The sequence below is a fragment of the Brevundimonas sp. C43 genome (assembly GCF_030732185.1).
Taxonomy (GTDB): Bacteria; Pseudomonadota; Alphaproteobacteria; order Caulobacterales; family Caulobacteraceae; genus Brevundimonas; species Brevundimonas diminuta_C.
Genome location: NZ_CP132231.1, coordinates 865,911 through 890,895, shown reverse-complemented (window position 1 = coordinate 890,895; position 24,985 = coordinate 865,911). Strand labels below are relative to the sequence as shown.

Below are 24,985 nucleotides of genomic sequence, written 5' to 3'. Positions count from 1 at the left end.
TTACAGCCACTTGCACGTCACCGAACTGTCATGGATGGGGCTATGGCTGGCACGATGAACGAAATCGACAGTCGGACGAGCGGCGATCGCCGCCCTGGCATCATCATCTGCGCCTATGACGGCGACGATGACGGGTGGGATCTGGTTGAGGATCTGTCGGGCGAAATCTGGAGTCCCAGCGGGGCCCGCGCCGTGCCCATCGCCGCCGCCGATCCCGACGAACTCGCCTCGACCCTGGCCGCCCGTCTCGGGAGCGGGGAATGCCGGGCCGTCCTTCTGGTCGGACGCACGCAAAAGGGCGCAGGCTTCCGGGTACAGATGCGCGCTGAAAACCGCACTCTCGACTACAAGCACCGCCTGTCCAGCACCGGGCCGGGCGTGGCCCGCACCACGGCGCCCGTCGCCGACATGGTTCGCGCCCTGACCGCCGCCGGTCTGCAGGCCGACGCCTCGTCCGACATCGAGGAAGACGCCGGCTCCTATATTCTCTACCGCGTGCTCTCGGACCTGCCGGATGGCCCTCTGACGCCGTCGATCGGCCTGCTGAGGGCGCCCGCCCCCGCCAATGAGGCGGCGGTGCGCAAGGGCGTCAAGGCCGCCGCCTCCGCCATGGCCAGCCACCTGACGCCGCTGCCGCGTGTCGGTTAACCTTCCTGGGTCGCAGACATCGGCGAACTGGCGGTCTAGGGTTTCCAAATGACAGTGAGTCGCAACCTGATCTTCTTCGCCGGCCTGAACGGCGCCCTGGCCGTGGCGCTGGGCGCCTTCGCCGCGCATGGCGCGGGGCCGCAGATCAAGACCCTGCTGACCACCGGCGCCCAGTATCAAATCGTCCACGCCGTCTTCGCCTTCGCCTGCGCCCAATGGACAGGGGGCGGCGGGCTGGCGCGCCTTGCGGGCTGGCTCGGATCGATCGGCGGCCTGATCTTCTGCCTCGCCCTGGCGGCGATCGCGTTTCTCGGCGTGCCGGCGTTCGGCGCCGTAGCACCGATCGGCGGCCTTCTGATGATCGCCGGCTGGCTCTGCCTGGCGTTTGCGGCCTTGCGTTCTCGCCCCTGATTTCCTCTTAGAAAGACCAAGCATCCATGGCCTTCCCCACGCCCGCCGAGCCGCGTCGTGTGCTTCACCCCGAGATCGAGGCCTATGCCTCGGGTTGGATGCCGACCGAAGGCGTGCATGAAATCTATTACGAGGAATCCGGCAATCCGCACGGCCTGCCGGTCCTGGTTCTACACGGGGGACCTGGCGGCGCGGTCAATCCGGGCATGCGCCGCTTCTTCGATCCCGCCGTCTATCGCATCATCATGTTCGACCAGCGCGGCTGCGGTCAGTCGCGGCCGCACGCCTCGCTGGAAGACAACACGACCTGGACTTTGATCGACGATATCGAGCGTCTGCGCGCGCTGTGCGGCATCGACAAATGGGTGGTGTTCGGCGGCTCTTGGGGTTCGACCCTGTCGATGGCCTACGCCATCACCCATCCTGAGCGGGTCATCGCGCTGCTGCTACGCGGCATCTTCCTGCTAACGAAGAAGGAGTTGCACTGGTTCTATCAGGACGGCGCCTCGATGATCTTCCCGGACGCCTGGGAACGCTTCATCGCCCCAATTCCCGAGGCCGAGCGCGGCGACCTGATGTCCGCCTATTACAAGCGGCTGATCGGCGATGACGTCGCCGAGCGCGAACGCTGCGCCGTCGCCTGGTCCAGTTGGGAAGGCGAGACCGTCAGCGTCGAGGGCCCCAACGCCCGGCCGGACAAGTTCGCCGAGCCCGACTTCGCCGTCGCCTTCGCCCGGATCGAGAACTGGTTCTTCACCAACGCCGGCTTCTTCGAGGAGGACGGCTGGCTGCTGAAGAATGTGAACCGGATGCGGCATATCCCGTGCTGGATCGCGCAGGGCCGGTTCGACGTGGTGACGCCGATTTCTGGCGCCTGGGCGTTGCACCGCGCCTGGCCCGAGGCCCATCTGGACATCGTCGGCGACGCTGGCCACGCCTCGTCGGAACCCGGCATCGTCGATAGCCTGGTCCGCGCCGCCGACTGGGCTGCAAGCCTTAAGGCATGAAAAGCCGCCGCGCAGGACAGCGCGGCGGCCTTTCCATTTCCACAAATCAGAACCGTTTTGCGGTTCGATTGTCGATGCTCCACGCGCCCGGACCGGCGGTGAAGATGTACAGGAAGATGAAGCAGTACAGGATGGCCGCGTCGCCGCCGTTCACGGCCGGATACGGGCTGCTGGGGAAGTGGAACATCCAGTAGGCGACCGCCATCTGGCCCGAGGCGATGAAGGCGGCCGGACGCGTGAACAGGCCAAGGATCAGCAACAGGCCCGTGATCAGCTCGATCACCCCGCCGATGCCGAACAGCGACAGCAACTCCTGCTGACCGGGTTCGGCCCCGGCCGGAAAGCCGAAGACCTTGATAACGCCATGCGCCAGGAACAACAGACCGGCGACGATCCTGAGCGCCGCCAGGGCGCGGGAAGACCAGCCATTCGCTTGATTGAACATTCTCTTTCCTCGCCTTTTTGATGCGGTTGTTCACGGTCGGATCGGGTCCGACCGTGAAGCTTGTTCCGAAAATCAGGCGGCGTCCACCAGCACGATCTCGGCGTCCGACAGCGCCTTGACCGTCACGACATCCTCCTGGGCGATGGCCGCGCCGTCACGGGCGTTCAGTCGGACGCCATTGACCTCGACCTCGCCCTTCGCCGGGACCAGATAGGCCCGCCGCGCGCCGCCCAGCGGATAGTCGGCGCTGTCGCCCGCCTTCAGCGTCGCCGCCACGATCCGCGCATCGGTGCGGATCGGCAGGGCGTCCCCACCGCTTTCAAGAGTATCGCCCTCGAAGCCCGAGGCCAGGACCACGAACTGGCCTGACCGCTCGCCCTTGGGGAAGGGCTTGGTGCCCCAACTCGGCGCATCCCCGCGCCGGGTCGGCTCGATCCAGATCTGGAAGATCCGTGTCAGGTCCGGCTCGGCGTTGTATTCAGCGTGACGGATGCCGGTTCCGGCGCTCATCACCTGGACATCGCCAGCAACGGTGCGGCCCTTGTTGCCCAGACTGTCCTCATGGGTGATGGCCCCGTCGCGGACATAGGTGATGATTTCCATGTCGGCGTGGGGATGCGGCGGGAAGCCCGTGCCGGCGGCGATCTCGTCGTCGTTCCAGACCCGCAGATTGCCCCAGCTCATCCGCTTGGGATCATAGTAGTTGGCGAAGGAAAAATGGTGTTTGGCGTTCAGCCAGCCGTGGTTGGCGCCGCCGAGGGATTCAAATGGTCTGCGCTCGATCATCGCACTCGTCCTTTCGCGTCGAAACCGTCCGACGCCTTTGCTTGACGCCAAGATAGAGATCGGCGACCGATCAGAAATAGAAACAACCGAAACTCATCGTTTCAGGACCCAAGGCCGCCCATGTCCCGCCTGCCCGATTTGGAAGCACTGGCCATCTTCGCCAAGGTCGCCGACAGCCAGTCCTTCTCCGGTGCCGCCGAGACGCTGGGCCTGTCCAAGGCGACCGTGTCCAAGGCGGTCACGCGGCTGGAACAGCAGCTGAAGACCACATTGCTCCACCGCACCTCACGGCGCTTCGCCCTGACCGATGCAGGCCGAACCCTGGCCGCCCGCGCCGCCCACATGCTGGCCGAGGCCGAGGGTGCTGTGTCGGAGGCTCTGGATATGTCCGTCACGCCGCGCGGCTTGGTGCGACTGGCGGCGCCCATGTCGTTCGGCATGGCCTATGTGGCCCCGGCCCTGCCCGAGTTCCTCGCCACTCACCCGGACGTGTCGGTCGATCTGCACCTGTCGGACGAGGTCATCGATCTGGTCGGCGGCGGCTTCGATTGCGCGCTGAGGATCGCCGCCCTGGCCGATTCCTCGCTGACGGCGCGCAAGCTGCGGCCTGTGGCCCGCGCCCTGGTGGCCTCGCCGTCCTATCTGGGTCAGCGGGGTCGCCCCACCCATCCCGACGATCTGGCCCGTCATGCCTGTCTCGGCTACGCCTACATGCCCAGCCCGGACACCTGGCGGTTCAGCAATGCGGCGGGCGAAGAAGTGGTCGTGCATCCGCGCGGGCCGCTGCGGGCCAACAACTCCGACGCCCTGACGGCGTCGTTGTGCGCGGGTCTGGGGCTCTTTCCCCAGCCGGACTTCATCTACTGGAAGGACGTCGCCGACGGCCATCTCGAGACGGTGATGACCGACTGGCGGCTGCCGCCCATCGCCCTGCATCTGGTGGCGCCCAGCGGCGGACCGCGCCCGGCCAGGGTCTCGGCCTTCATGGACTATCTGGCGGCGAAGTTCAGCGGACCGCTGTGGCCGGGTGATACGGTCGGGCGGTAATGCTCAGCCGCACTTCACTTCGCGCACGATGTTCGTCGCCTCGTCATAGACGAAGTTCACCCGGTTCTCGCGATAATCCATGGTCGCTGCACAGGTGGTGCACAGCACACGGAAGGTCTGGCCGGCCGGCGCGGTCGGGATGGCCGAACGGTTGCGGCCGACATAGCTCTGATAGTCCGAAACCTTGCACGCCTTGAAGGCGGTGTCCGATCCGGGCGCAGGCTCGGCGGTCTCGACCGGCGCGCAGGCCGACGCGGCCAAGGCGCCGGCGGCCAACAGGGTGCTCACGATGGTCTTCATGGTCGTCTCCTTGCGTCGGGCTCAGCCGCACCGGACCTGTTCGATGATGCCGGTCTGTTCGTCGTAGAAGATGTTCAGACGATAGGCGGAGAAGTCCTGCGTCACCGGGCAGGTGGTGCAGGTCACGCGCCGATTGACGACGTCCACCGGCACCGGGATTTCGGTCCGGGACTTGCCGACCAGATACTGCATCTCGCCGGCCTTGCAGACGTCCTCGGTCTGGGCGGTCGGCATTCGGCTGCCGACGGGCGGGTTGAGCTGAGCCTGCTCGACCGCACGCGGCGCAGGCGCCTCGGAAACCGGCGTCGAACAACCGGCCAGCAGAACCAGTCCGATCAGGCCGCCTTTTCCCAGCGCCCTTCGTCCGTTTGACGCCAATAGGCCAGGTTCGCGCCCTGCCCCTTCAGCGCCTTCCAACGTCCCCGCACGTGTTGCAAAGCCGGCTCGTCGCGACCGTCGAAAATAATGAAGCATCGTTCGAACCCTTCCGTCCCGCCCAGTTCTGCGTCGTCGACTATGAACAGCGCCTGAGCGCCGTTCAGGTTCTCGCCCGTCTCGCTCAACAGCACAGGCTGGCGCTCGGCATGGGGCTGGTCGGCCCGGCCGTGCGGCAAAAAACTGTCATCGCGAAACGTCCACAGCGTCTCGTCGACCTCGTCCAGACGATGCGAATGCGACGATTTGATCATGGCCCGCCAGCCCCGCTCGATCGTCTTTTCGAGCAGGGTCGGCAGCACCTGATCCAGCGATGAACGCTCCAGGTGATAGAACCAGATTTCGGGCTTGTCGCTCACCCGGCTCTACCTCCCGCCCGATCAGCCTTCGTAGGAATCCGCGACCATCCGGTCCAGCGTCCGCACGGCGAAGCCGACGCCGCCTTCCGGCACGGTGGGGCTGGGGCTCTTGTTGGCCCAGGCCGTCGGGGCGATGTCCAAGTGCGCCCACGGCACGCCGTTGGTGAAGCGTTGCAGGAACAGGGCGGCGGTGATCGAGCCACCGGCGCGACCATTGCCGGTGTTCTTCACATCGGCGATCTTGGAATCGATGTGCTGCTCGTAAATGGCCGGGATCGGCATGCGCCAGAAGTTCTCGCCGACCTTCTTGGCCGCTGCCAGGATCGGATCGGCGACATCGTCGGAGTTCGAGAAGACGCCCGCGTAATCCAGGCCAAGGGCCACGATCATGGCGCCCGTCAGGGTGGCCAGATCGATCATGAACTTCGGCTTGAAGCGCTCCTGCGTATACCAGAGGGCGTCGGCCAGAACGAGGCGACCTTCGGCGTCGGTGTTGATGACCTCCACCGTCTGACCCGACATGGACACGACCACATCGCCCGGACGCTGGGCGTTGCCGTCCGGCATGTTCTCGACCAGGCCCAGCACCCCGATGACATTGGCCTTGGCCTTGCGGCTGGCCAGGGCGATCATGGTTCCGGTCACGGCGGCCGCGCCGCCCATGTCCCACTTCATGTCTTCCATGCCGTCCGCCGGCTTGATCGAGATGCCGCCGGTGTCGAAGCAGACGCCCTTGCCGACGAAGGCCAGGGGCTGAGCGCCGGCTTCGCCGCCGTTCCACTTCATGATCGCCAGCTGGCTTTCGCGACGGCTGCCCTGGCCCACGCCCAACAGGGTGCGCATGCCCAGCTTCTCCATCTCGGCCTCGCCGAGGATTTCGACTTCAAGGCCCAGGCTCTCCAGCGCCTTCACCCGCTTGGCGAACTCGGCCGGATACAGGACGTTGGCAGGCTCGGACACCAGATCGCGCGCAAAGATCACGCCGTCGGCCACCGCCGACAGCGGCTCCAGCGCGGCTTCGGCGCCCCGCAGGTCGGTCGTGACCACGCGGATGGTGGTGATCGACGGAATCTTGTCGGCCTTTTGCGTCGTGCGATACTTGTCGAAGCGATAGGCGGCCAGACGCGCGGCGAAACCGACGCGGGCGGCCTGCTCAGGCGACAGATCCGAGGCGTCGATCGTCAGCACCTCGGCGCCCGACAGCTTGACCGCCGCATAGGCGTTGCCGCCGAGGGCCTCGACCGCCAGATCGTCCAGCTTGTCCTTGGCGCCTGCGCCGACCAGCAGCACGGCGTCTGCCTCGATGCCCGCTGGCGCGGCGATGCTCAGGCTCTGCCCGGCCTTGCCGGTGAAACGACCCTTGCCCGCCGCCTTGGTCAGGGCGCCGTTGGCCTTGCCGTCCAGCGCGGTCCCGGCGGCGGTGAAGGTGCGATCTTCAAAAACCGGAACGGCCAGGATTTCAGCGGCGTCCACGGCGGCGACGAATTCGATCTTCATTCAATCAACTCCAGCCAGGCCCCACCCGGCGTCTGCAAACAGCAAAATGACAACGGCGCGTCTGCTTGTCGCGGACGCGCCCTGATGTGCTACTAGATGCGCCTCAATGTCGCCGCCTGCAACCGGGCGAAGTCCATCCGCCCATGACCCTGATTCAAAGATACCTTTTTCGCCAGATCCTGTTCCCTGTGATCGCCGCGTGCGCAGCGCTGGCGGGAATCGGGATTCTAAGCCAGAGCCTCGACCAACTCCAGGTCATCGTGGAGCGGGGCCAGAGCGTGTGGATCATGGTCAAGCTGACCCTGCTCGCCCTGCCGCAACTGCTTTCGGTGATTCTGCCGATCGGTCTTTTCGTCGGCGCCCTGATCGCCCTGACGCGTCTGCAACGCGAGCAGGAGCTGACGGCGGCCTTCGCGGGCGGCATGACCCGGTGGCAGGTCATATCGCCGGCCGCCCGTATCGCCGTGCTGGTCGCCCTGGTCACGCTGCTGGTCAATGTCTTCATTCTGCCTTGGGCGCAGCAGGAGGCGCGGCGTCAGGCGTTCGACATCCGTACCGACCTCGCCGCCCTGCTGGTCGAGGAAGGCCAGTTCGTTCAGGGGCCTGACGGCCTGACCGTATATGTGCAGCAGATCGAGCAGAACGGTCTGTTGAAGAACCTGTTCGTGTATCTGGACGACAAGGACAAGGTCACGACCTGGAACGCGTCCGAGGCGCGCTTCAGCCGCGACGCCGGCGGCATTCCGATCCTGACCATGATCGACGGCTCGGCCCAACGCTATTCGTCGGGCGGCGTGCTCGAGACGCTGTCGTTCGGTCGGTACGATTTCTCTCTCGCGCCCTTCGTCGGGGTGACCGACACCATTCGCTACAAGCCGACCGACCTCTATCTGCGCCAGCTGCTGAACCCGACGGCCAAGGTGCTTGAGGTCGCCGGCTCGCGCGGCGAGCTGCTGGCCGAGGCGCATTCGCGGCTGGCCTCGCCCCTCTACGCCATGGTCGCCATGGCCCTGGCGCTTTCGGCCATCCTGGGCGGCGCCTTCAGCCGCACCGGCTATACCTTGCGCATCGCCAAGGCGGCGGGCCTGTTCCTGGTCCTCCGCGTCATCGGCTATGGCCTTGTCGCCGCCAGCGCCTGGAACGGCTGGATGAACGTGCTCCAGTACGTCGTGCCGATCGTGGCCATTGTCGTCGCCCTGCGGGTTCTGTTCCGCGCGCTGAAGCCGCGTCGCAGCCGGACCACCGCCGCCCTGCGCGATCTGAAGGCCAAGTTCGCATGACCGCCGTCGCCGCCTCCGCCCGTCGTTCGCCGCATATCCCCCGTCTGGGTGGGATCGAACGCTATGTGCTGGTCCAGCAGCTGAAGTCGCTGGGCGTGGCCCTGGCCGTAATCTCGGCCCTCGTCATGCTGATCGACTTTGTCGAGGTCTCGCGGGGCGTCGGCTCGGCCCAAGATCTGTCGGCTGTCCGCATCTTCGGCCTGGTGCTGCTGAAGTCGCCGTCGGTCATCGTGCAGTTGATGCCGTTCGTTTTCCTGTTCGGCACCCTGTCGGCCTTCATCAGCCTGAACCGCCGCAGCGAACTGATCGCCATGCGCGCGGCGGGCGTCTCCGCCTGGCGTTTCGTCCTGCCGGCGGCCGGCATGGCCTTCGTGCTGGGCGTTCTGACCGTCACGGTCTTGGGTCCGATGGCCTCGGCCGGCGACGGTCTGTGGCAACGCGAGCGCGCGCGGATTTCCGGCACGGCGCCCGGCGGCGACCCCAAGGAGGCGATCTGGCTGCGAGAGGGCGACGATCAGCGCCAGATGATCATCCGCGCCGGCCAGCAGGACCGCGCCAACGCCCGACTGCTGAACGTCAGCTTCTTCATCTACACGACCGCCCCCGGCGGTGGTCGCACCTTCTCCGAGCGGATCGACGCCAAGTCGGCCTCTCTGAACGCCGGCAGCTGGCGCCTGACGGACGCCGTCGGCGCCCAGATCGGCCAGCGCGCCGTCACCTATTCCAGCCTGACCCTGGTCTCCAGCCTGGCGGACGACGAGGCCTTCGATCGTTTCGCCCGACCGCAGGCCACGCCCTTCTGGTCGCTGCCCAACCAGATCAGCCGAATCGAGAACGCCGGCTTCACCTCGACCGCCTATCGCCTGCGCTTCCAGCAACTTCTGGCCACGCCGCTCGTGTTCGCCGCCATGTCCATCCTGGCCGCCGCCTTCTCGTTGCGGCTGATGCGTTTGGGCGATCTGGCGCGCATGAGCGTGGCGGCCGTGGTGCTGGGCTTCGCCTTCTTCTTCCTGAACCAGTTTTCGTCGGCGATGGGATCGGCCGAGGTCGTGGCGCCGTTCGTCGCCGCCTGGCTGCCGCCTGTTCTTACGGCGCTCGCAGCCTTGACCTTGCTGTTCTATACCGAAGACGGCTAATCGGGCGCTCGCTTCTCAGACTACGGATGGCCTATGCAGGGTGATCGGCGCTTCGACGCTTTCAAAGCAAGGCTTCTCGCCGGTGCGGCCCTGGTCGCCTGCGCGCCCTTGGCGACGCCCGCATGGGCGCAAACCACCCCGCCAGCCGCAGCCGCGCCTTCCGACGGCCTGCCGCCCGAAGCGGTCTATGTCGACGCCGACAATGCGCGTCGCGAAGGCGACAACATCATCGTCAGCGGCACGCCCGAGAACCGCGCCTATGTCCGCACGCGCGGCCATGTGCTGCGCGGCGAGAACCTGTCCTATGATCTGAACGCCGGTTCGGCGACGGCCGAAGGCCGCGTCGAGGCCATCGCGCCCGACGGCACGGTGGTCTACGCCAGCCGTCTTGAGCTGGACAAAAACCTGGAGACCGGCGTCGCCGTGGATTTCGCCACGCGTCTGGCCAACGGCGCCAGTCTGATGGCCGCAACGGCTGTGCGTCGCAGCGAGAACGTCAGCGAACTGAACTACGCCCGCTTCACCCCATGCCCGATCTGCGACGATGGCGGTCCCAAGACGCCGACCATCTCCATCCAGGCGGAAAAGGTGACGCAGGACGAGCAGTTGCGCGCGATCCTGTATCGCAACGCCGTCTTCTACATCGGGCCGGTGCCCGTCTTCTACACGCCCTTCTTCGCCCACCCCGATCCCTCGGTGGAGCGGGCCTCGGGCTTCCTGGTGCCGATCGTCAACTATGACGAGGGTCGCGGCGTCTCCGTCGAGGTTCCCTATCTGCACGTCGTGTCGCCGTCCGAGGACTGGCTGATCAGCCCGCAGATCAACACCAGGGTCGCGCCGCTGCTGAACCTGCAATGGAGGCGACGGTTCGCAAACGGCATGATCGTGGCGCGCGGCGGCTATACCTACGAGCGCGAGTTCGGCGACTTCGACCTGAACGGCGACGGCGACTTCGACAACAACGTCAAGTTCGGCGATCGCGAACATCGCAGCTATCTGTTGTCGCACGGCGAGTTCGATCCGGATGGCCCATGGCGGTTCGGCTTCACGGCCGAGCGCACCTCGGACAAGACGCTGTTCGACCGCTATGACGTGCGCTCTCCTTATCAGGACAACGGCCTCTACTACGGCGACCGTCGTCGTCTGATCAGCCAGATCTACGCCGAACATCAGACCGATCGGTCCTATGTTTCGGTCGCAGCCTTCTCGATCCAGAGCCTGCGCCTGAACCCGGCCTTCGCCGCGACGGACTTCCGCGACGCCAACGGCTTCAAGGTGTTCGAGGACGACGACACCCTGCCCTTGGTCGCTCCGCTGATCGACGCCCGCTGGGAGCCGCGAGAATTGGTCTTCGGCGGCCGGCTGCGGTTGAAGGGTTCGGCCGTGTCTCTCTACCGCGACGCTTTCGTCGGCGCGCCGATCCTGAACCCGGAGATCGTCCCGCCCGTCACGACAGGTCTAGCCGGCGTCGACAGCCGCCGCATTACGGGCCAGGTGGAATGGCGACCGGCGATCATCCTTCCTGTCGGCATGCGGGTGGAGCCGTTCGTCGATACGCGCGTCGATCTCTATTCCATGTCCGACCTGCCGCCGATGATGGGCGTCGACACCGACGAGACGGTCAGTCGGTCCAGGTTCAGCGCGGGCGTGGACGTCACCTATCCGTTGATCAAGCGTATCGCAGACGCCGACATCATCCTGGAGCCGGTGGGTCAGGTCTCGGTCTCCAACAAGGTCAGCCTGGACCGCCGCATCCCCATCGAGGACTCCCAGGTCCTGGAACTGGACGAGTCGTCCTTGTTCCGCATGGATCGCTTCTCCGGCTACGATCTGCTGGAAGGCGGAGCGCGCGTGACGGCGGGCGGTCGCGCCACGATCCGCTGGGCTGAAGGTCGCAAGGCCAGCCTGTTCGTGGGACGCAGCTATCGCTTCGACCAGCAGGACGACTTCAAGACGTCGATTCCCGATGATCCCGCGCGTCTCTATGACCCTACGGGCCTGGCCTCAGAGACCTCCGACTGGGTGGTCCAGGGCGACTTCTCGCCATCGGATCGCATCCGCAGCTGGTTCCACGCCACGGTGGACGGTTCGGGCGAAGTGCGCCGCGCCGAAGCGGCGCTGGACGGTCGCTGGGGTCGCCGCAACCTCGCGACCCTCAGCTACATTCTGGATCAGTCGAACCCCATCGACGGGCCGCTGAACCGCAACTACGAGTTCGTCCAGCTGGCGGGTCAGCAGTTCGTCTTCCAGAACTGGGGTTTCACCGTCGCCGGCATCGCCGATCTGGACCAGAACGAGATCACGCGATCCGAAGTCGGCGTGCTGTTCGACGACGACTGCCTGCGGTTCGAACTGGGTTATCGGCGCGACAACACCCGCGCCCGGCCCGGCGGCCCTTCGGAAGGCATCTATGTGCGCCTAAACCTCGCCACTTTCGGAGGTTCAGGTTATGGACAGGGCGATATGCGTTGAGCATGACGCTTTACGGGGCGCGACCGCCTGCCGGCCTGGCTGGCGGACCGCTGTGAGGAATCAGGACGACCAATGGGTTTGATGCGTTATTCGACGGGGGCTGCGCTCGCGGCAGTCCTCCTCGCCGGTTCGGCCTATGCCCAGACGGCGCCCGCTCCGGCACAGACCCCCACGCCCGCGCAAGGTCCTGCGGCCGGCGCGCCGAATCCTGCGGCTGAAGAGGCGCCGACGACGGCGCGCGCCGAGCCTCAGTTCGAAATGGCCGACGGCATCGTCGCCACGGTCAATGACAAGATCATCACCGGCTTTGATCTGCGTCAGCGTATGCTGATGCTGATCGCCTCGTCTCAGGTTCAGCCGACCGAGCAGAACCTGCCCGCCATTCAGCAAGCCGCCCTGAACGCCCTGATCGAGGATCGCCTCAAGGATCAGGAGATGGCCAAGTTCGAAAGCCTGAAGGTCACGGACGAGGAAGTCGACGGCGAGATCGCCGAAATGGCCCGCGCTGCCGGCACGACGCCGCAGGCCTATATGCAGTTCCTGCAGCAGGGCGGCATCCAGCCCGCCGCCTTCCGCGACAACCTGCGCACCCAGATCGGCTGGAGCCAGCTGATCCCGGGCCGCTTCAACAGCCGCGCCCGCGCCAGCACTCTTCAGGTCGATCAGGAAGTCCGCCGTCTGAACGAGGCGGCCTCCAAGCCCCAGTTCCTGCTCGGCGAAATCTACATCGACGCCGCTCGCGTCGGCGGCGCGCAGGCGGCCCTGAACGGCGCCCGTCAGTTGGTGCAGCAAATCATCCAGGGCGCGCCGTTCCAGGCCGTCGCCCAGCAGTTCTCAGCCGCCCCCTCGGCTAGCGCCCGCGTGCCGGGCGATGCGGGCTGGGTGGTCAAGGATTCGCTTCAGCCGGCGGTGCAATCGGTCCTGGAACAGCTCCAGCCGGGACAGCTGTCCAACCCCATCGTCGTCGATGGCGGCGTCTATATCCTCTACCTGCGCGACAAGCGTGACGGCGCCTCCACCAGCCTGGTTTCGCTGAAGCAGGTCATGGTCGAACTGCCTGAGACGGCGTCGGAAGCTGACGTGGCCGCCGCGACCGCCAAGCTGGAAGGCCTGCGCAACGGCCTGACGTGCGACAACATCATCTCCCAGGCCCGCGCGACGCAGGGCGTCCTGGGCGCCGACCTTGGCGAATCGGATGTCGCCAACCTGGCGCCCCAGTTCCAGCAGTTCGCCCGCACCGGTGAAATCGGTTCGGTCTCGACGCCGATCCGCACCCCGCTGGGTCTGCACCTGGTCGCCGTCTGCGGGCGTCGCGTCGGCGGGCCGGAAGCGCCGAACCGTCAGCAGGTCGAAAACCGTCTGCGCGCCCAGAACCTGGCCGTGCTGGAGCGCCGGTATCTGCGCGATCTGCGCAGCGACGCCCTGATCGAGTTCAAATGACCCCAGCGGTCGCGCCTTTGGTTCTGACGCTGGGCGAACCCGCCGGCGTCGGGCCGGAGATCGTGGCCGCCGCCTGGAAAGCGTTGCGCGCCGAGCAGACGCCCTTCGCGGTCATCGGCGACGCGGCGCTGATTCGTGCGCAGGGTGTTCCCGTGGCCGAGGTCGGGGTTCCCGGCGACGCCGGCGACCTGTTCGGCTCCGCCCTTTCCGTCCTTCATCGCCCCCTGCCCGCGCCGGTCCTGGTCGGATCGCCCGATCCGGCCAATGCCTCGGCCGTCGCGGACGGCATCGAAGAGGCGGTCAGCTTCGCCCTGTCCGGCGAGGCGTCCGGCGTCGTCACCGCCCCGATCGCCAAGGCGCCGATGTATGCCTCGGGCTTTCGCTTTCCCGGCCATACCGAATTCATCGCCGAACTGACTGCCGATGCGCCCTATGCCGGCACGCGCGGGCCGGTGATGATGCTGACGGCCCAAGACCTGCGCGCCTGCCTCGTCACCATTCACGTCGCCCTGGACCAAGTGCCGGAACTGGTCACGGCCGAGCGCGTCGCCCGCACCGCCCGCGTCGTCCACGAAAGCCTGAAACGCGACTTCGCCATCGCCCGACCGCGCCTGGCCATGGCGGCCCTGAACCCCCACGCGGGCGAAGGCGGCGCTCTGGGTCTGCAGGAACGCGACATCCTGATCCCGGTCGCCGAACAGCTTCGCGCCGAGGGGATCGACATCACCGATCCCAGACCCGCCGATACGATGTTCCATGACGAGGCGCGCGCGACCTACGACGCCGCCATCTGCATGTATCACGACCAGGCCCTGATCCCGGTAAAGACGCTGGACTTCTGGGGCGGGGTCAACGTCTCCCTCGGCCTGCCGATCATACGCACCTCGCCCGATCACGGCACCGGCTTCGACATCGCCGGCAAGGGCGTCGCACGTCCCGACAGCCTGATCGCCGCCATTCGCCTGGCATCGGAGATGGCGGCGGCCCGCGCCGCGCGCTAACAGGGCGTGTGACCGACCTTCCCTCTCTCCGCGAAACCCTCGACGCCCACGGCCTTTCGGCCAAGAAGAGCTTTGGCCAGCATTTCCTGCTGGACCTGAACGTCACCCGCAAGATCGTGCGTCTGGCCGGTCCGTTCGAGGGCCGCGCGGTGATCGAGGTCGGCCCCGGTCCTGGCGGCCTGACGCGCGCCCTGCTGGAATCCGACGCCGGCCCCGTGGTCCTGGTGGAGAAGGATCCGCGCTTCATTCCCTTGCTGACCGAACTGGACGACGGCTCCGGCCGCCCAACTATCGTCCAAGCCGATGCGCTGAAGGTGAAGGAGGCCGATCTGGTCTCCGGCCCGACCCATCTGGTGTCCAACCTGCCCTATAACGTCGGCACCGCCCTGCTGATCAAATGGCTGACGGGTCCGTGGCTGCCCCACAGCCTGACCCTGATGTTCCAGAAGGAGGTCGCCGAGCGCGTCGCCGCAGGGCCAGGCGAGGACGCCTACGGCCGTCTGGCCGTCATCGCCCAGGCCGTCTGCACCGCCCGCATCGTCATGCATCTGCCCGCCGCCGCCTTCACCCCGCCGCCCAAGGTGGCCTCGGCTGTCGTCCATCTGGTTCCGCTGAATGAGCGGCCGTCGCCGGAACGCCTGAAGAAGCTGGAACGCGTCACCGCCGCCGCCTTCGGCCAGCGCCGAAAGATGCTGCGGTCTAGTCTGAAACAGCTGGGCGGCGCCGCCCTGTGCGAGGCCGCCGGCATTGAGCCCGACGCCCGAGCCGAAACCATCGATGTCGCCGGCTTCCTGCGACTGGCGGATGCCCTTCAATGACCGTCGAACCGTTCCGCGCCATCTCCGTCAGCCGCCTGGCGCATCAGCTCAAGAGCGAGGGTCGTTCGATCATCCATATGGAGTTCGGCCAACCCTCGACCGGCGCGCCCGCCGCCGCCATCGCGCGAGCGCATCAGGTGCTGGACGCCGACGCCATGGGCTACTGGGAAAGTCCCGATCTGCGCGCCCGCATCGCGCGCCTGTACGACGAGCGGTACGGCGTCGCCGTCGATCCCAACCGCATCCTGCTGACCTGCGGCGCCTCGCCGGCCCTGGTACTGGCGCTCAGCACCCTGTTCAAGCCCGGCGACCGGATCGCCCTGGCCCGGCCCGGCTATGTCGCCTATCGCAACACCCTGCGCGCCCTGCATCTTGAGCCGGTGGAGATCGCCTGCGGTCCCGAGACCCGGTTCCAGCTCACCGCCGTCCAGCTTCAGGTGCTGGATCCTGCCCCTGCCGGCGTCATCATCGCCAGCCCGGCCAATCCGACCGGCACCATCATCCCGGACGCCGAGCTGGCCGCCATCACCGAGGTCTGCCGCGCACGCGACATCGCCATCGTGTCGGACGAAATCTACCACGGCCTCAGCTACGTCGGCCCGACGCCCTCGATGCTGCAGTTTGCGCCCGACGCCGTGGTCATCAACAGCTTCTCCAAATACTGGAGCATGGCGGGCTGGCGCCTCGGCTGGCTGCTGGTCCCGGAGGACCGGATTGACGCCGCCCGCGCCTATATCGGCAACATGTTCCTGACCCCGCCCAGCCTCAGCCAGCATGCCGGTCTGGTCGCCATGGACGCGATCGATGAGCTGGAAGGCCATATCCAGACCTATGCCCGCAACCGCAAGCTGATGCTGGAGGCCCTGCCCGCGCTCGGTCTGCGCAAGATCGCGCCCCCGGACGGCGCCTTCTACATCTGGGCCGACATAGGCCATCTGACGAACGACAGCGTGGCCTTCTGCGAGCAGTTGTTGCGCGACACCGGCGTCGCCACCGCGCCCGGCGTCGACTTCGACCCTGTCGAAGGCTGCCATTTCATCCGTTTCAGCTTCGCCGTCTCGACCCCCGAGATCGAAGACGCCTTGAGCCGCCTGCGTCCGTGGTTCGCAGCCCTGGCTTAAGCGGCCTTCACCTGCGCCGCCGTCGATGTCACGCGGTGCAAGGCGTCGTAGAGCTTCTTCGGCTCCAGCGGCTTGGCCAGCCAGTCCGTCATGCCGGCCGCATAGCAGGCCTGCACCTGTTCGGCTTCCGTGCCCGCGCTGAACCCGATCACAGGAGCGTCCGCATTGGGCCCGTCCGATGCGCGCAAGCGGCGTGTCGTCTCATTGCCGTCGATGCCGGGCATGTTCACATCCATCAGCACCACGTCGAACGCCTTTTCCGACAACAGCGCCAGCGCCAGATGGCCGTCCGAGGCCGTGGTTAGATCGACATCCAGCGGCTGAAGCACAAGCGAGATCGTGCGGCGATTGATCTCATGATCGTCCACGGCCAGGACGCGAAGCCGCCGGGCCAGCACGGGCGCCTCCGACTCGTGTCCGTCCAAGGCTTGCGTCGGCTGACCCGCTGGCAGATCGACGCAAAGGGTAAAGGCGGCGCCCTGCCCCGGCGTGCTCTCGACTGTCAGATCGCCACCCATCAACCGCGCCAGTTCCCGACTGACGGTCAGGCCCAGGCCTGTCCCGCCATAGGTGCGCGCCACCTCGGCGGACCCCTGGGCGAAGGGGGTGAACAGCCGACTCATCGCCTCCGGCGCGATGCCGGCCCCCTGGTCAGTGACGGTGAGGGTCAGACAATGTTTTCCATCGCCACGCGGCGCCGAGGCTTCGAGCCGGATCGCGCCCGTCGGCGTGAACTTGATCGCGTTGGATACAAGGTTGTTGATGATCTGGCGCAGACGATAGGGGTCTCCGCGCAGCCACACCGCCTCATCGTCCACGCCCGACATGTCCAGCGTCAGTCCTTTGTCCGCCGCCGGCGCCGCCCAGAATCGCGCCGTATCGCGCATCAGATCGCCCAGCTCGAAGTCGCGACCTTCCATCGTCATCGCGCCCGCTTCCATCTTCGAATGGTCCAGCAGGTCGTTCAGCATGCCGGTCATCAACTGCCCGGCGTCGATGATCAGGTCGGCCGTCTCCTGGCGGTGCTCCGGCGACTTTCCATCTCGGATGACATGGGCACCGGCCAGGATGGCGCTGACGGGCGTGCGTAGTTCGTGGCTGACGATCGCCGCCATCGCCGCGCGGTCGGCCATGGCCGCCTGCGCCTGTTCCAACCGTGTTTCCGCCTCCGCCCGCGATTTTACCTCGGCTTCGCGCGATCCGTGCACCCGCCAGTAGATGTTCAGCACCATGCCGACGAACAGGATGGCGGACAGGGTCATGACCACGACCCCACGGGTATCGCCCTGGATCACCTTGATCGCCGGCATCAGGGCCAGCGCCGCCAGATAGGGACTGCCGCCGATGAAGAAAATCGTTCGTGAAGCGATGCCGGATGCGACGTTGGTCAACAGACCGCCCGCCATCGTCAGGGCGGCGAGCGTGACAAGCGCCGGGTGATTGGTGGACCAGATCACCAAGGCGATGACGGCATAGGTCGTCGCCATCAAGGTGGTGGACGCCAGGGCGACGAACACGGACAGCGGGCTTTGTGACGGCTCGGCGCGCCTGAACGGCGCCATAGCCCACAGTTCGAACGCCTGAACCAGAATCGCGACCGCCAGCCACAGCGGGACCCATCGCATCATCCCGGCTTCGGTCATCGCCCAGCCGACCAAGGCGGCCAGCAAAAGCCTGACGGGGACCTGCTTGACCCTTTCTCTGGCGCTGCTGGCCAGAAGAGGCGCGATCGAATGAAGAAAGCCCATGATACCCCCGTTCACCGCCTGACGTTAGGTCAAGAGGGCGAACAGGTCGTAAACCTGCGATATCGAGCCGCTACGGAACATTCCCTATGGCCGCGTTTACCGTCCGAAATCATCTGGGCGGCAAAACAGCGTCAGTAGCGTAGCGTTGAGTACCCACAGCGCCGCAGGTCCCCACGGCCTGTGGCGCTGTTTTTTCAGACGGCTTCGTTCAGCAGGGCGGCCTTGTAGTCGCCGACCCAAAGGTTCCTGAACCGACGCGAACGCTCGGCGTGATAGATGTGGGCCAGTTCGGCGTAGGACCGATCGAAGTCCTCGTTCACCAGCACATAGTCGAAGGCGTCGCAGTGTTCGATCTCGCCCTTGGCGTTGGCCACGCGGCGCTCGATCACGTCGTCGGCGTCCTGTGAGCGAGTGACGAGACGACGCCGCAGCTCTTCCAGGCTGGGCGGCAGGATGAAGACGCGCACGGCGTCCTCCGGGCATTTCTCAGCGACATCGCGCGCGCCCTGCCAGTCGATGTCGAACAGCACGTCTCGTCCCTCGGCCAGCGCCTTGTCCACCGGCCCGCGCGGGCTGCCGTAGCGATTGCCGTGAACGTCCGCCCATTCCAGGAAGGCGTCCTCGTCGATCAGGCGCTGAAACTCGTCATGGCCGACGAAGTTGTAGTCGCGCCCATCCACCTCGCCCGGCCGGATGCCGCGCGTGGTCATGGAGACGGACAGCTCCAGCCCGCCATGATCGGCCATCAACCGCCGGCACAGCGAGGTCTTGCCGGCGCCCGAGGGACTGGCGACGATCAGGAGGACGCCCCGGCGGGGACTGCGTTCATTCGACATTCTGGACCTGCTCACGCAACTGTTCGATGACGGCCTTGAGCTCCAGGCCGATTCCGGTGAGCGCGGTCGTAGCGGATTTCGAGCACAGCGTGTTGGCCTCACGCATGAATTCTTGCATCAGAAAGTCGAGTTTCCGCCCGGCGGGCGCCGAGGCCACAAGCTGACGCGCCGAGGCGACATGGGCGGTCAACCGATCCAGTTCCTCGCGCACGTCGGCCTTGGTCGTCAGAGCGGCCGCTTCCAGGAAGATTCGGTCCTCAAGCCCCGGCGCATCGGGCGCCAGTTCGGAGATTCGGCGGGTGAAGCGATCACGAATAGCCTCGACCTGCGCAGCCGCCTCGCCTTCAGCCTGGCCGACCAGCGCCTCGATCCGAGCGATGAATTCGTCCAGCACCGGCCTCAGTTGCGCACCCTCGTTCTGACGTGACGCCTTCAGCGCATCCAGCGCCTCTTCGACCGTGCGGGTCATCGCCGCCTCGACCGCCGCCCGCGCCTCGGGATCGTCCGCCTCTTCGGGCGCCTCGATCACGCCGCGCAGGGCCAGAAGGCCGTCGGCGGACGGCGGCGTTGCGCCGTCTTCGGCCAGTTCGTTCGCCAGCGTCAGATAGCGCGCCAGCACGGCGGCGTTAATCGTGACCGCCGCCTCGCCGGCTTCGGCTCGCTTGGCCTGAACGCCGATGGTGACCTGCCCCCGCGCGAACCGCGCCTGGCCCGCCGCCTTGGCCGCGCGCTCCAGCCCATCGAAACCGTTTGGTCCCCGAAACCGGACCTCCAGATTGCGCCCGTTGACCGAACGCGCCTCGACCGACCAGGTCCAGCCTTCGCCGGCCCCGTCGGCCCGGCCGAAACCGGTCATGCCAGATAGGGTGCTCATCGGGGCCCCTGCGTCGCGCCGGCCGGAAGGGTGATCGTCGCCTGACCGTTCTCGACCGACGCGGCGGCCGGCTCGCTCGTCATCGGCGCCGCACTGGTTCCCGGCGTAACGGGCGGCGTCGCTTCCGGCGGCAAGCCCGCCTTCTGGCGCTCGATCTGACGCCACCGCGCGACGTTTTGCAGATGCTCGTCATAGGTCAGGGCGAAGGCGTGTCCGCCGGACCCATCGGCCACGAAGAACAGGGCCGGATCGGCCGGCGGGTTCAACACCGCCTTGACCGCCTCCTTGCCCGGATTGGCGATCGGCGTCGGCGGCAGCCCGTTGATCTGATAGGTATTCCACGGCGTGGGCGCCAGCAGTTCGGAGCGCCGGATGCCGCGTCCCAGCGGCCGTCCCTTGGTCACGCCGTAGACGATGGTCGGATCGCTCTCCAGCCGCATCCCCGCCCGCAGACGATTGGAGAACACCGCCGCCACACGCGGCCGCTCCGCCGCCAGCGCGGTCTCCTTCTCCACGATGGAGGCCAGGATCACCGCCTCCTCCGGCGTGCGCGCCACGGTCGCGGGCGACCTCTGGCTCCACAGCAGACGCAGATTCTCGGTCGCCGCGCGCTGCATCCGGTCGATCACCGACTGGCGCGTGTCCCCGCGCGAAACCTCATAGGTATCAGGCCACAGGCTGCCTTCCTCAGGCGTTTCGGTGACCGTCCCGGTCAGAACGGCCTCCTTGTTCAGGATGTCCACCGCCTGCAACGACGACCAGCCCTCCGGCAGGGTCACGAAATGGCGTACCACCCGCCCCTCGACCAGCAGGTTCAGCACCCCGGCCAGGGACGTGCCCGACGGCACCTCGTACTCGCCGGCCCTCAACCGCCGATCCGCGCCCGTGAGGGTCGCCGCCGCACGAAACAGATCGGTCGAACGGATCACCCCCGCCGCCCTCATCCGCGCCGCAATGGCCGAGACGCCGGACCCGCTGGGCAGGGTGACGACCGTCGTCTGACCCTGCCGCGCGGACGGTCCCGGCGCATAATAGACCGCCCAGACGGCGATCAGCGCCACCAGCAGGAACAGGCCGAAGGTCGCGGACGCGGTCAACAGCGAGACCGTAAACCCCGACCGCCCGCTGGATTTCTCGACCCGTCCCCGCCCGAACATCTCAGTCGACCTTCTTGAAGATCACCGAGGCGTTGGTGCCCCCGAAGCCGAAGCTGTTGGACATGGCGACATCGATCTTCATCGGCTTGGCCTTGTTCGGGACCAGGTCGATGGGCGTCTCCATCTCCGGGTCGTCCAGATTGATCGTCGGCGGCGCGATCTGATCGCGGATCGCCAGCACGCAGAAGGCCGCCTCGATGGCGCCGGCCGCGCCCAGCAGGTGTCCGGTCATCGACTTGGTCGAAGAGACGGTCAGGTTCTGCGCATGATCGCCGACCAACCCCTCGATCCCCTTCAACTCGATCCAGTCGGCCATGGTCGAGGTGCCGTGGGCGTTGACGTAGTCCAGGTCCGACGGCTGCAGACCGGCCCGCTTCAGCGCCGCCTTCATGGCTCGCACGCCGCCTTCGCCGTCCTCGGACGGGGCGGTGATGTGATAGGCGTCGCCGCTCATGCCGTAGCCCACGACCTCCGCATAGATCTTGGCCCCGCGCGCCTTGGCGTGTTCGTATTCTTCCAGCACCAGAATGCCGGCGCCCTCGCCCATGACGAAGCCCGCATGACCACGATCATAGGGACGCGACGCCTTTTCAGGCGTGTCATTATAGGCCGTGCACAGCGCCTTGCAGGCCAGGAAGCCCGCGATGCCGATCGGCACGACCGAGCTCTCCGCCCCGCCCGCCACCATCACGTCCGCGTCGTCCAGCGCGATCATCCGCGCCGCGTCGCCGATGGCGTGTGCGCCGGTGGCGCAGGCGGTCACGACCGCATGGTTCGGCCCCTTCAGGCCGTGGCGGATCGAAATCTGCCCTCCGGCGAGGTTGATCAGGGCGCTGGGGATGAAGAAGGGGCTGACGCGACGCACGCCCTGTTCCTTCAGGACGATCGCCGTCTCGGCGATGGGGCCCAGGCCGCCGATGCCGGAGCCGACCATCACGCCGGTGCGCTCCTTGTCCTCGTCCGTTTCGGGCTTCCAGTTGGCGTCGGCCAGCGCCTCATCCGCCGCCGCGATGGCGTACAGGATGAAGTCGTCGACGCGCTTCCTGTCCTTGGCGGACATGATCTTCTCGGGATCGAAATCGCCTTCGCCGCCGCCGCCGCGTCCATCCACGCTCGGCACTTCGCCGGCGATGGTGCAGCCATAGCCCGTGGTGTCGAACGACGTGATCGGGCCGATGCCCGAGCGTCCCTCGACGATGCCCTTCCAGCTCTTCTCGACGCCCCAACCCAGGGGGGTCAGCAGACCGATGCCCGTAACGACGACGCGGCGCATGGTGCGTGCTCCCTTATCTCCAGCCCGACCCTCGGAATCATCGCGGATTCGCGTGGGTCAGAAACAGTAAAGGCCGCCGGGCGTCTCCGCTAGGAGCGCCGGGCGGCCCTGTGAACCGTCAGCCTGTTCGGCCGATATCGGCGACTGAGATCAGCCGGCCGACTTTTCGTCGATGAACTTGACCGCATCGCCGACCGTCTGGATGTGCTCGGCGGCGTCATCCGGGATCTCGATGTCGAATTCTTCTTCGAAGGCCATCACCAGCTCGACGTTGTCGAGCGAGTCGGCGCCCAGGTCGTCGATGAAGCTGGCCTTTTCGGTGACCTTGTCCGGATCGGCGTCCAGATGGTCGATGACGATCTTGCGAACGCGCTCGAGGGTGTCGGACATGAGTGTCTCTCTGCCTGTTTGAAATCGCCGTAGAGGCGGGGGTAGCTCAGAAATCGCCGTCTCACGGCAGCGTTGGCGACGCAAGCCCGAAGGCTGTGATCGACAACGCATCCCTGCCCTTTAGCACAGCCTTTCGGGCAGGAAATAGTCTGTTGCGTGACGTGACGACGATCAGATCATCGCCATGCCGCCGTTCACGTGCAGGGTCTGGCCCGTCACATAGGCGGCTTCATCGGACGACAGATAGACGGCGGCGGCGGCGATCTCGTCGCCCGAACCCAGCCGGCCCGCCGGAATCCTGGTCAGAATGGTCTCGCGCTGCTGATCGTTCAGCACGTCGGTCATGGGCGAGGCGATGAAGCCCGGCGCGATGCAGTTGACGGTGATGCCGCGCGACCCGACCTCCTGCGCCAGCGATTTGGAAAAGCCGATCATCCCGGCCTTGGACGCCGAATAGTTGGTCTGGCCCGGATTGCCGGTCACGCCGACGACCGAGGTGACGCCGATGATTCGCCCCGACCGGCGCTTCATCATGCCCTTCACCGCCGCGCGGGTCAGGCGGAAATAGCTTTCCAGATTGACGGTCAGGACGGACTGAAAGTCCTCGTCCTTCATCCGCATCAGCAGGCCGTCCTTGGTGATACCGGCGTTGGCGACCAGGATGTCGAGGGCCGAGCCCGCCGCCGTCTCGGCCGCGTTCACCAGATTATCGACCGACTCGGGGTCCGACAGGTTCGCCGTGGCGAAATGCGCCCGCTCTCCCAGTTCCTTGGCCAGATCCGCCAGCACCGCCTCGCGCGTGCCTGACAGCACCACGGTCGCGCCCTGGGCGTGCAGCGCCCGCGCCACCGCCCCGCCGATCCCGCCCGTCGCGCCGGTCACCAGCGCGGTCTTGCCTGCAAGATTGAACATTTATGTCTCTCCGAAGTGGCGAGTGATTAGTGTCGAGTGGCTAGGAAAAGCAAAGCCGTGACGAAGCCGTCGCCACGCGCCCCGCGTCACCCCTTGGCGAACGCTTCCAGCTCTTCCGGCGTGTTCAGAGGCAGGGCCTCCGCGTCTGGCGCGATTCGCTTGGCCATGCCGGTCAGCACCTTGCCCGAGCCGATCTCGACGAAGCGGGTCACGCCGCCTTCGGTCGCCATCCACTCCATGCTCTCACGCCAGCGCACCCGGCCGGTAACTTGCTCGACCAGCAGGCGGCGGATGACTTCCGGATCGCTCTCGGGCCGCGCCAGGACGTTGGCGACCACCGGAACCACCGGCGCGACGATCTTCGCCTCGGCCAGGGCCGCCGCCATCTCGTCCGCCGCCGGCTGCATAAGCGGACAGTGGAAGGGCGCCGAGACGTTCAGCGGGATCGCCCGCGCGCCCAGTTCCTTGGCCTTCTCGATGGCCCGGTCCACAGCGGCCTTCTCGCCCGAGATGACGATATTGCCGTTGTTGTTGTCATTGGCGACCACACAGACGCCGACCTCCGACCCGGCCGCTGCGGCCGCTTCCGCCAGCGCGAGATCCGTCTTGGGTCCGATCAGCGAGGCCATCGCCCCCTGCCCCACCGGCACGGCGCGCTGCATGGCCTGGCCGCGCAGCTTCAGCAGCCGCGCCGTATCCGACAGCGAGATCGCGCCCGCCGCCGCCAGCGCCGAATATTCGCCCAGCGAGTGACCGGCGACATAGGCCGCGTTCGCCGCGTCAAAGCCGAACTCGGCCTTCAACGCCCGGATCGCCGCCACGGACACCGCCATCAGGGCGGGCTGGGCGTTCTCGGTCAGGGTCAGCTGGTCCTCGGGGCCTTCGCGCATCAGCACCGACAGCTTCTGGCCCAGCGCCTCGTCCACCTCGGCGAAGACGTCGCGGGCGGATTGGAAGGCGTCGGCCAGTTGTGCGCCCATGCCGACGGCCTGGCTGCCCTGTCCCGGAAACAGAAGTGCGAGGGTCATCGACCGCTCCCTGAATCATTGATCAAGAGCGCGGACCCGTAAGCCCAGACTTACCCGAGGGCAAGCGGAGGTGGTGGGTGCTTGTGTGTCGGACCAACTCCACGACCGCAGTGATGCTGCCCTGAGAGCGCTTAGCGGCGCCGGTATTTTGCGAGCAGTCGATCGCGCGCGGCGTTGACGCGCGTCGCCAGCCCCTCCGTGCCGCCCTGATCGGGATGGGCGCGGGCCATGGCGCGTTTCCAGGCTGCGCGGATTTCGGCCTCGGTCGCGGCTGGCCCGACGCCCAGCACGGCGCGGGCGTCCGCTTCGCTGATGGGTTCGGATCGGATGATCGGTCGCTGCCGGGACGACCAGGCCAGATAGAGCCCTGCCCCGGCCAGCGCCGTCGCCGTCAGCCACGACCCACGAAACGCCGCCAGCGCGCCGCCGGCCAACAGAACCGCACCCAGCAGGGTCGCCGTCACGCGCCAGTGAGCGCGCCCGCGTCGCTCGGTCTGTCGGCCCAGCCGCACCAGCGCCCAAACGGCGATCGCCGCCAGGGCCAGCCAGATCAAACCCATCAGG

General features: G+C 66.8%; 26 protein-coding genes. 11 read left to right on the top strand and 15 right to left on the bottom strand.

The window, feature by feature from the left end; genetic code table 11:
- The first annotated feature begins 42 nt into the window (after positions 1–42).
- From Q9R14_RS04465 to pip, 3 genes are read left to right on the top strand one after another with little or no spacing between them, the layout of a single operon-like run.
- The gene (locus tag Q9R14_RS04465; RefSeq protein ID WP_295170986.1) at positions 43–648 is read left to right on the top strand and encodes a hypothetical protein; all 606 of its coding nucleotides are present in this window, start codon (positions 43–45) and stop codon (positions 646–648) included.
- Between the two features lie 48 nt (positions 649–696).
- Positions 697–1,059, top strand: coding sequence for a DUF423 domain-containing protein (locus tag Q9R14_RS04460; RefSeq protein WP_306003627.1), 363 nt, complete (start codon positions 697–699; stop codon positions 1,057–1,059).
- Between the two features lie 26 nt (positions 1,060–1,085).
- The gene (gene pip / locus Q9R14_RS04455; RefSeq protein WP_306003626.1) at positions 1,086–2,066 is read left to right on the top strand and encodes a prolyl aminopeptidase; all 981 of its coding nucleotides are present in this window, start codon (positions 1,086–1,088) and stop codon (positions 2,064–2,066) included.
- 46 nt (positions 2,067–2,112) lie between these two features.
- Here the strand turns inward: pip and Q9R14_RS04450 are convergent, their stop codons facing one another.
- Both Q9R14_RS04450 and Q9R14_RS04445 read right to left on the bottom strand, forming a co-directional pair.
- Positions 2,113–2,511, bottom strand: coding sequence for a DoxX family protein (locus tag Q9R14_RS04450; protein WP_039247985.1), 399 nt, complete (start codon positions 2,509–2,511; stop codon positions 2,113–2,115).
- Between the two features lie 72 nt (positions 2,512–2,583).
- Entirely contained in the window at positions 2,584–3,297 is a 714-nt protein-coding gene (locus Q9R14_RS04445) for a pirin family protein (protein ID WP_055808681.1), read from the bottom strand.
- 120 nt (positions 3,298–3,417) lie between these two features.
- On the opposite strand from Q9R14_RS04445, the gene Q9R14_RS04440 reads away from it, so the two are divergent.
- Positions 3,418–4,344, top strand: coding sequence for a LysR family transcriptional regulator (locus Q9R14_RS04440; RefSeq protein ID WP_306003625.1), 927 nt, complete (start codon positions 3,418–3,420; stop codon positions 4,342–4,344).
- 3 nt (positions 4,345–4,347) lie between these two features.
- Here the strand turns inward: Q9R14_RS04440 and Q9R14_RS04435 are convergent, their stop codons facing one another.
- From Q9R14_RS04435 to Q9R14_RS04420, 4 genes are all read right to left on the bottom strand, one after another.
- Positions 4,348–4,644, bottom strand: coding sequence for a hemolysin (locus Q9R14_RS04435; RefSeq protein ID WP_306003624.1), 297 nt, complete (start codon positions 4,642–4,644; stop codon positions 4,348–4,350).
- A gap of 21 nt (positions 4,645–4,665) precedes the next feature.
- Complete coding sequence (locus Q9R14_RS04430; protein ID WP_306003623.1) at positions 4,666–4,878, bottom strand: hypothetical protein; 213 nt, start codon at positions 4,876–4,878, stop codon at positions 4,666–4,668.
- A gap of 101 nt (positions 4,879–4,979) precedes the next feature.
- Positions 4,980–5,438 carry a DNA polymerase III subunit chi gene (locus Q9R14_RS04425; protein WP_306003622.1) on the bottom strand — a complete coding sequence of 153 codons (459 nt, stop codon included), beginning with the start codon at positions 5,436–5,438 and terminating at the stop codon, positions 4,980–4,982.
- A gap of 21 nt (positions 5,439–5,459) precedes the next feature.
- Positions 5,460–6,935 (bottom strand): leucyl aminopeptidase, encoded by a 1,476-nt coding sequence (locus tag Q9R14_RS04420; protein WP_306003621.1) that lies wholly within the window; start codon positions 6,933–6,935, stop codon positions 5,460–5,462.
- A gap of 143 nt (positions 6,936–7,078) precedes the next feature.
- Here Q9R14_RS04420 and Q9R14_RS04415 point away from each other — a divergent pair, with 143 nt between their 5' ends.
- The 7 genes from Q9R14_RS04415 to Q9R14_RS04385 all read left to right on the top strand — a co-directional run bounded on the left by Q9R14_RS04415 (position 7,079) and on the right by Q9R14_RS04385 (position 16,203).
- A complete protein-coding gene (locus tag Q9R14_RS04415) occupies positions 7,079–8,215 on the top strand; it encodes an LptF/LptG family permease (protein WP_066551675.1) in 1,137 nt (378 codons plus the stop codon).
- Positions 8,212–9,351, top strand: a complete 1,140-nt coding sequence (lptG, locus tag Q9R14_RS04410) for an LPS export ABC transporter permease LptG (RefSeq protein ID WP_066551676.1) — start codon at positions 8,212–8,214, stop codon at positions 9,349–9,351. Before Q9R14_RS04415 ends, lptG begins: the two co-directional genes overlap by 4 nt.
- A gap of 33 nt (positions 9,352–9,384) precedes the next feature.
- On the top strand, positions 9,385–11,823 hold the full coding sequence (locus Q9R14_RS04405) for an LPS-assembly protein LptD (RefSeq protein ID WP_306003620.1): 2,439 nt from the start codon (positions 9,385–9,387) through the stop codon (positions 11,821–11,823).
- Between the two features lie 72 nt (positions 11,824–11,895).
- Complete coding sequence (locus Q9R14_RS04400; protein ID WP_240484707.1) at positions 11,896–13,263, top strand: peptidylprolyl isomerase; 1,368 nt, start codon at positions 11,896–11,898, stop codon at positions 13,261–13,263.
- On the top strand, positions 13,260–14,264 hold the full coding sequence (gene pdxA / locus Q9R14_RS04395; protein WP_306003619.1) for a 4-hydroxythreonine-4-phosphate dehydrogenase PdxA: 1,005 nt from the start codon (positions 13,260–13,262) through the stop codon (positions 14,262–14,264). Before Q9R14_RS04400 ends, pdxA begins: the two co-directional genes overlap by 4 nt.
- Before the next feature lie 8 nt (positions 14,265–14,272).
- Positions 14,273–15,082 (top strand): 16S rRNA (adenine(1518)-N(6)/adenine(1519)-N(6))-dimethyltransferase RsmA, encoded by an 810-nt coding sequence (rsmA, locus tag Q9R14_RS04390; RefSeq protein WP_306003618.1) that lies wholly within the window; start codon positions 14,273–14,275, stop codon positions 15,080–15,082.
- Complete coding sequence (locus Q9R14_RS04385) at positions 15,079–16,203, top strand: pyridoxal phosphate-dependent aminotransferase (protein ID WP_306003617.1); 1,125 nt, start codon at positions 15,079–15,081, stop codon at positions 16,201–16,203. The genes rsmA and Q9R14_RS04385 overlap by 4 nt, the downstream gene beginning before the upstream one ends.
- On the opposite strand, the gene Q9R14_RS04380 is transcribed toward Q9R14_RS04385, so the two are convergent.
- The 9 genes from Q9R14_RS04380 to Q9R14_RS04340 form a co-directional block, all read right to left on the bottom strand.
- A complete protein-coding gene (locus Q9R14_RS04380; RefSeq protein ID WP_306003616.1) occupies positions 16,200–17,951 on the bottom strand; it encodes an ATP-binding protein in 1,752 nt (583 codons plus the stop codon). The genes Q9R14_RS04385 and Q9R14_RS04380 overlap by 4 nt on opposite strands.
- 194 nt (positions 17,952–18,145) lie before the next feature.
- The gene (gene gmk, locus Q9R14_RS04375; protein ID WP_055808657.1) at positions 18,146–18,787 is read right to left on the bottom strand and encodes a guanylate kinase; all 642 of its coding nucleotides are present in this window, start codon (positions 18,785–18,787) and stop codon (positions 18,146–18,148) included.
- The gene (locus Q9R14_RS04370; RefSeq protein WP_306003615.1) at positions 18,777–19,661 is read right to left on the bottom strand and encodes a YicC/YloC family endoribonuclease; all 885 of its coding nucleotides are present in this window, start codon (positions 19,659–19,661) and stop codon (positions 18,777–18,779) included. Before Q9R14_RS04370 ends, gmk begins: the two co-directional genes overlap by 11 nt.
- Complete coding sequence (gene mltG / locus Q9R14_RS04365) at positions 19,658–20,818, bottom strand: endolytic transglycosylase MltG (RefSeq protein WP_371929761.1); 1,161 nt, start codon at positions 20,816–20,818, stop codon at positions 19,658–19,660. The genes Q9R14_RS04370 and mltG overlap by 4 nt, the downstream gene beginning before the upstream one ends.
- A gap of 1 nt (position 20,819) precedes the next feature.
- Positions 20,820–22,091: a beta-ketoacyl-ACP synthase II gene (gene fabF / locus Q9R14_RS04360; protein ID WP_306003613.1), complete on the bottom strand. Its 1,272-nt coding sequence runs from the start codon at positions 22,089–22,091 to the stop codon at positions 20,820–20,822.
- Between the two features lie 150 nt (positions 22,092–22,241).
- A complete protein-coding gene (locus tag Q9R14_RS04355; RefSeq protein ID WP_008264317.1) occupies positions 22,242–22,481 on the bottom strand; it encodes an acyl carrier protein in 240 nt (79 codons plus the stop codon).
- Between the two features lie 171 nt (positions 22,482–22,652).
- On the bottom strand, positions 22,653–23,393 hold the full coding sequence (gene fabG, locus Q9R14_RS04350; RefSeq protein ID WP_306003612.1) for a 3-oxoacyl-[acyl-carrier-protein] reductase: 741 nt from the start codon (positions 23,391–23,393) through the stop codon (positions 22,653–22,655).
- A gap of 86 nt (positions 23,394–23,479) precedes the next feature.
- Positions 23,480–24,421, bottom strand: coding sequence for an ACP S-malonyltransferase (gene fabD, locus Q9R14_RS04345; RefSeq protein ID WP_306003611.1), 942 nt, complete (start codon positions 24,419–24,421; stop codon positions 23,480–23,482).
- 131 nt (positions 24,422–24,552) lie between these two features.
- Positions 24,553–24,981: a molecular chaperone DnaJ gene (locus tag Q9R14_RS04340; RefSeq protein WP_306003610.1), complete on the bottom strand. Its 429-nt coding sequence runs from the start codon at positions 24,979–24,981 to the stop codon at positions 24,553–24,555.
- Between the last annotated feature and the right edge of the window lie 4 nt (positions 24,982–24,985).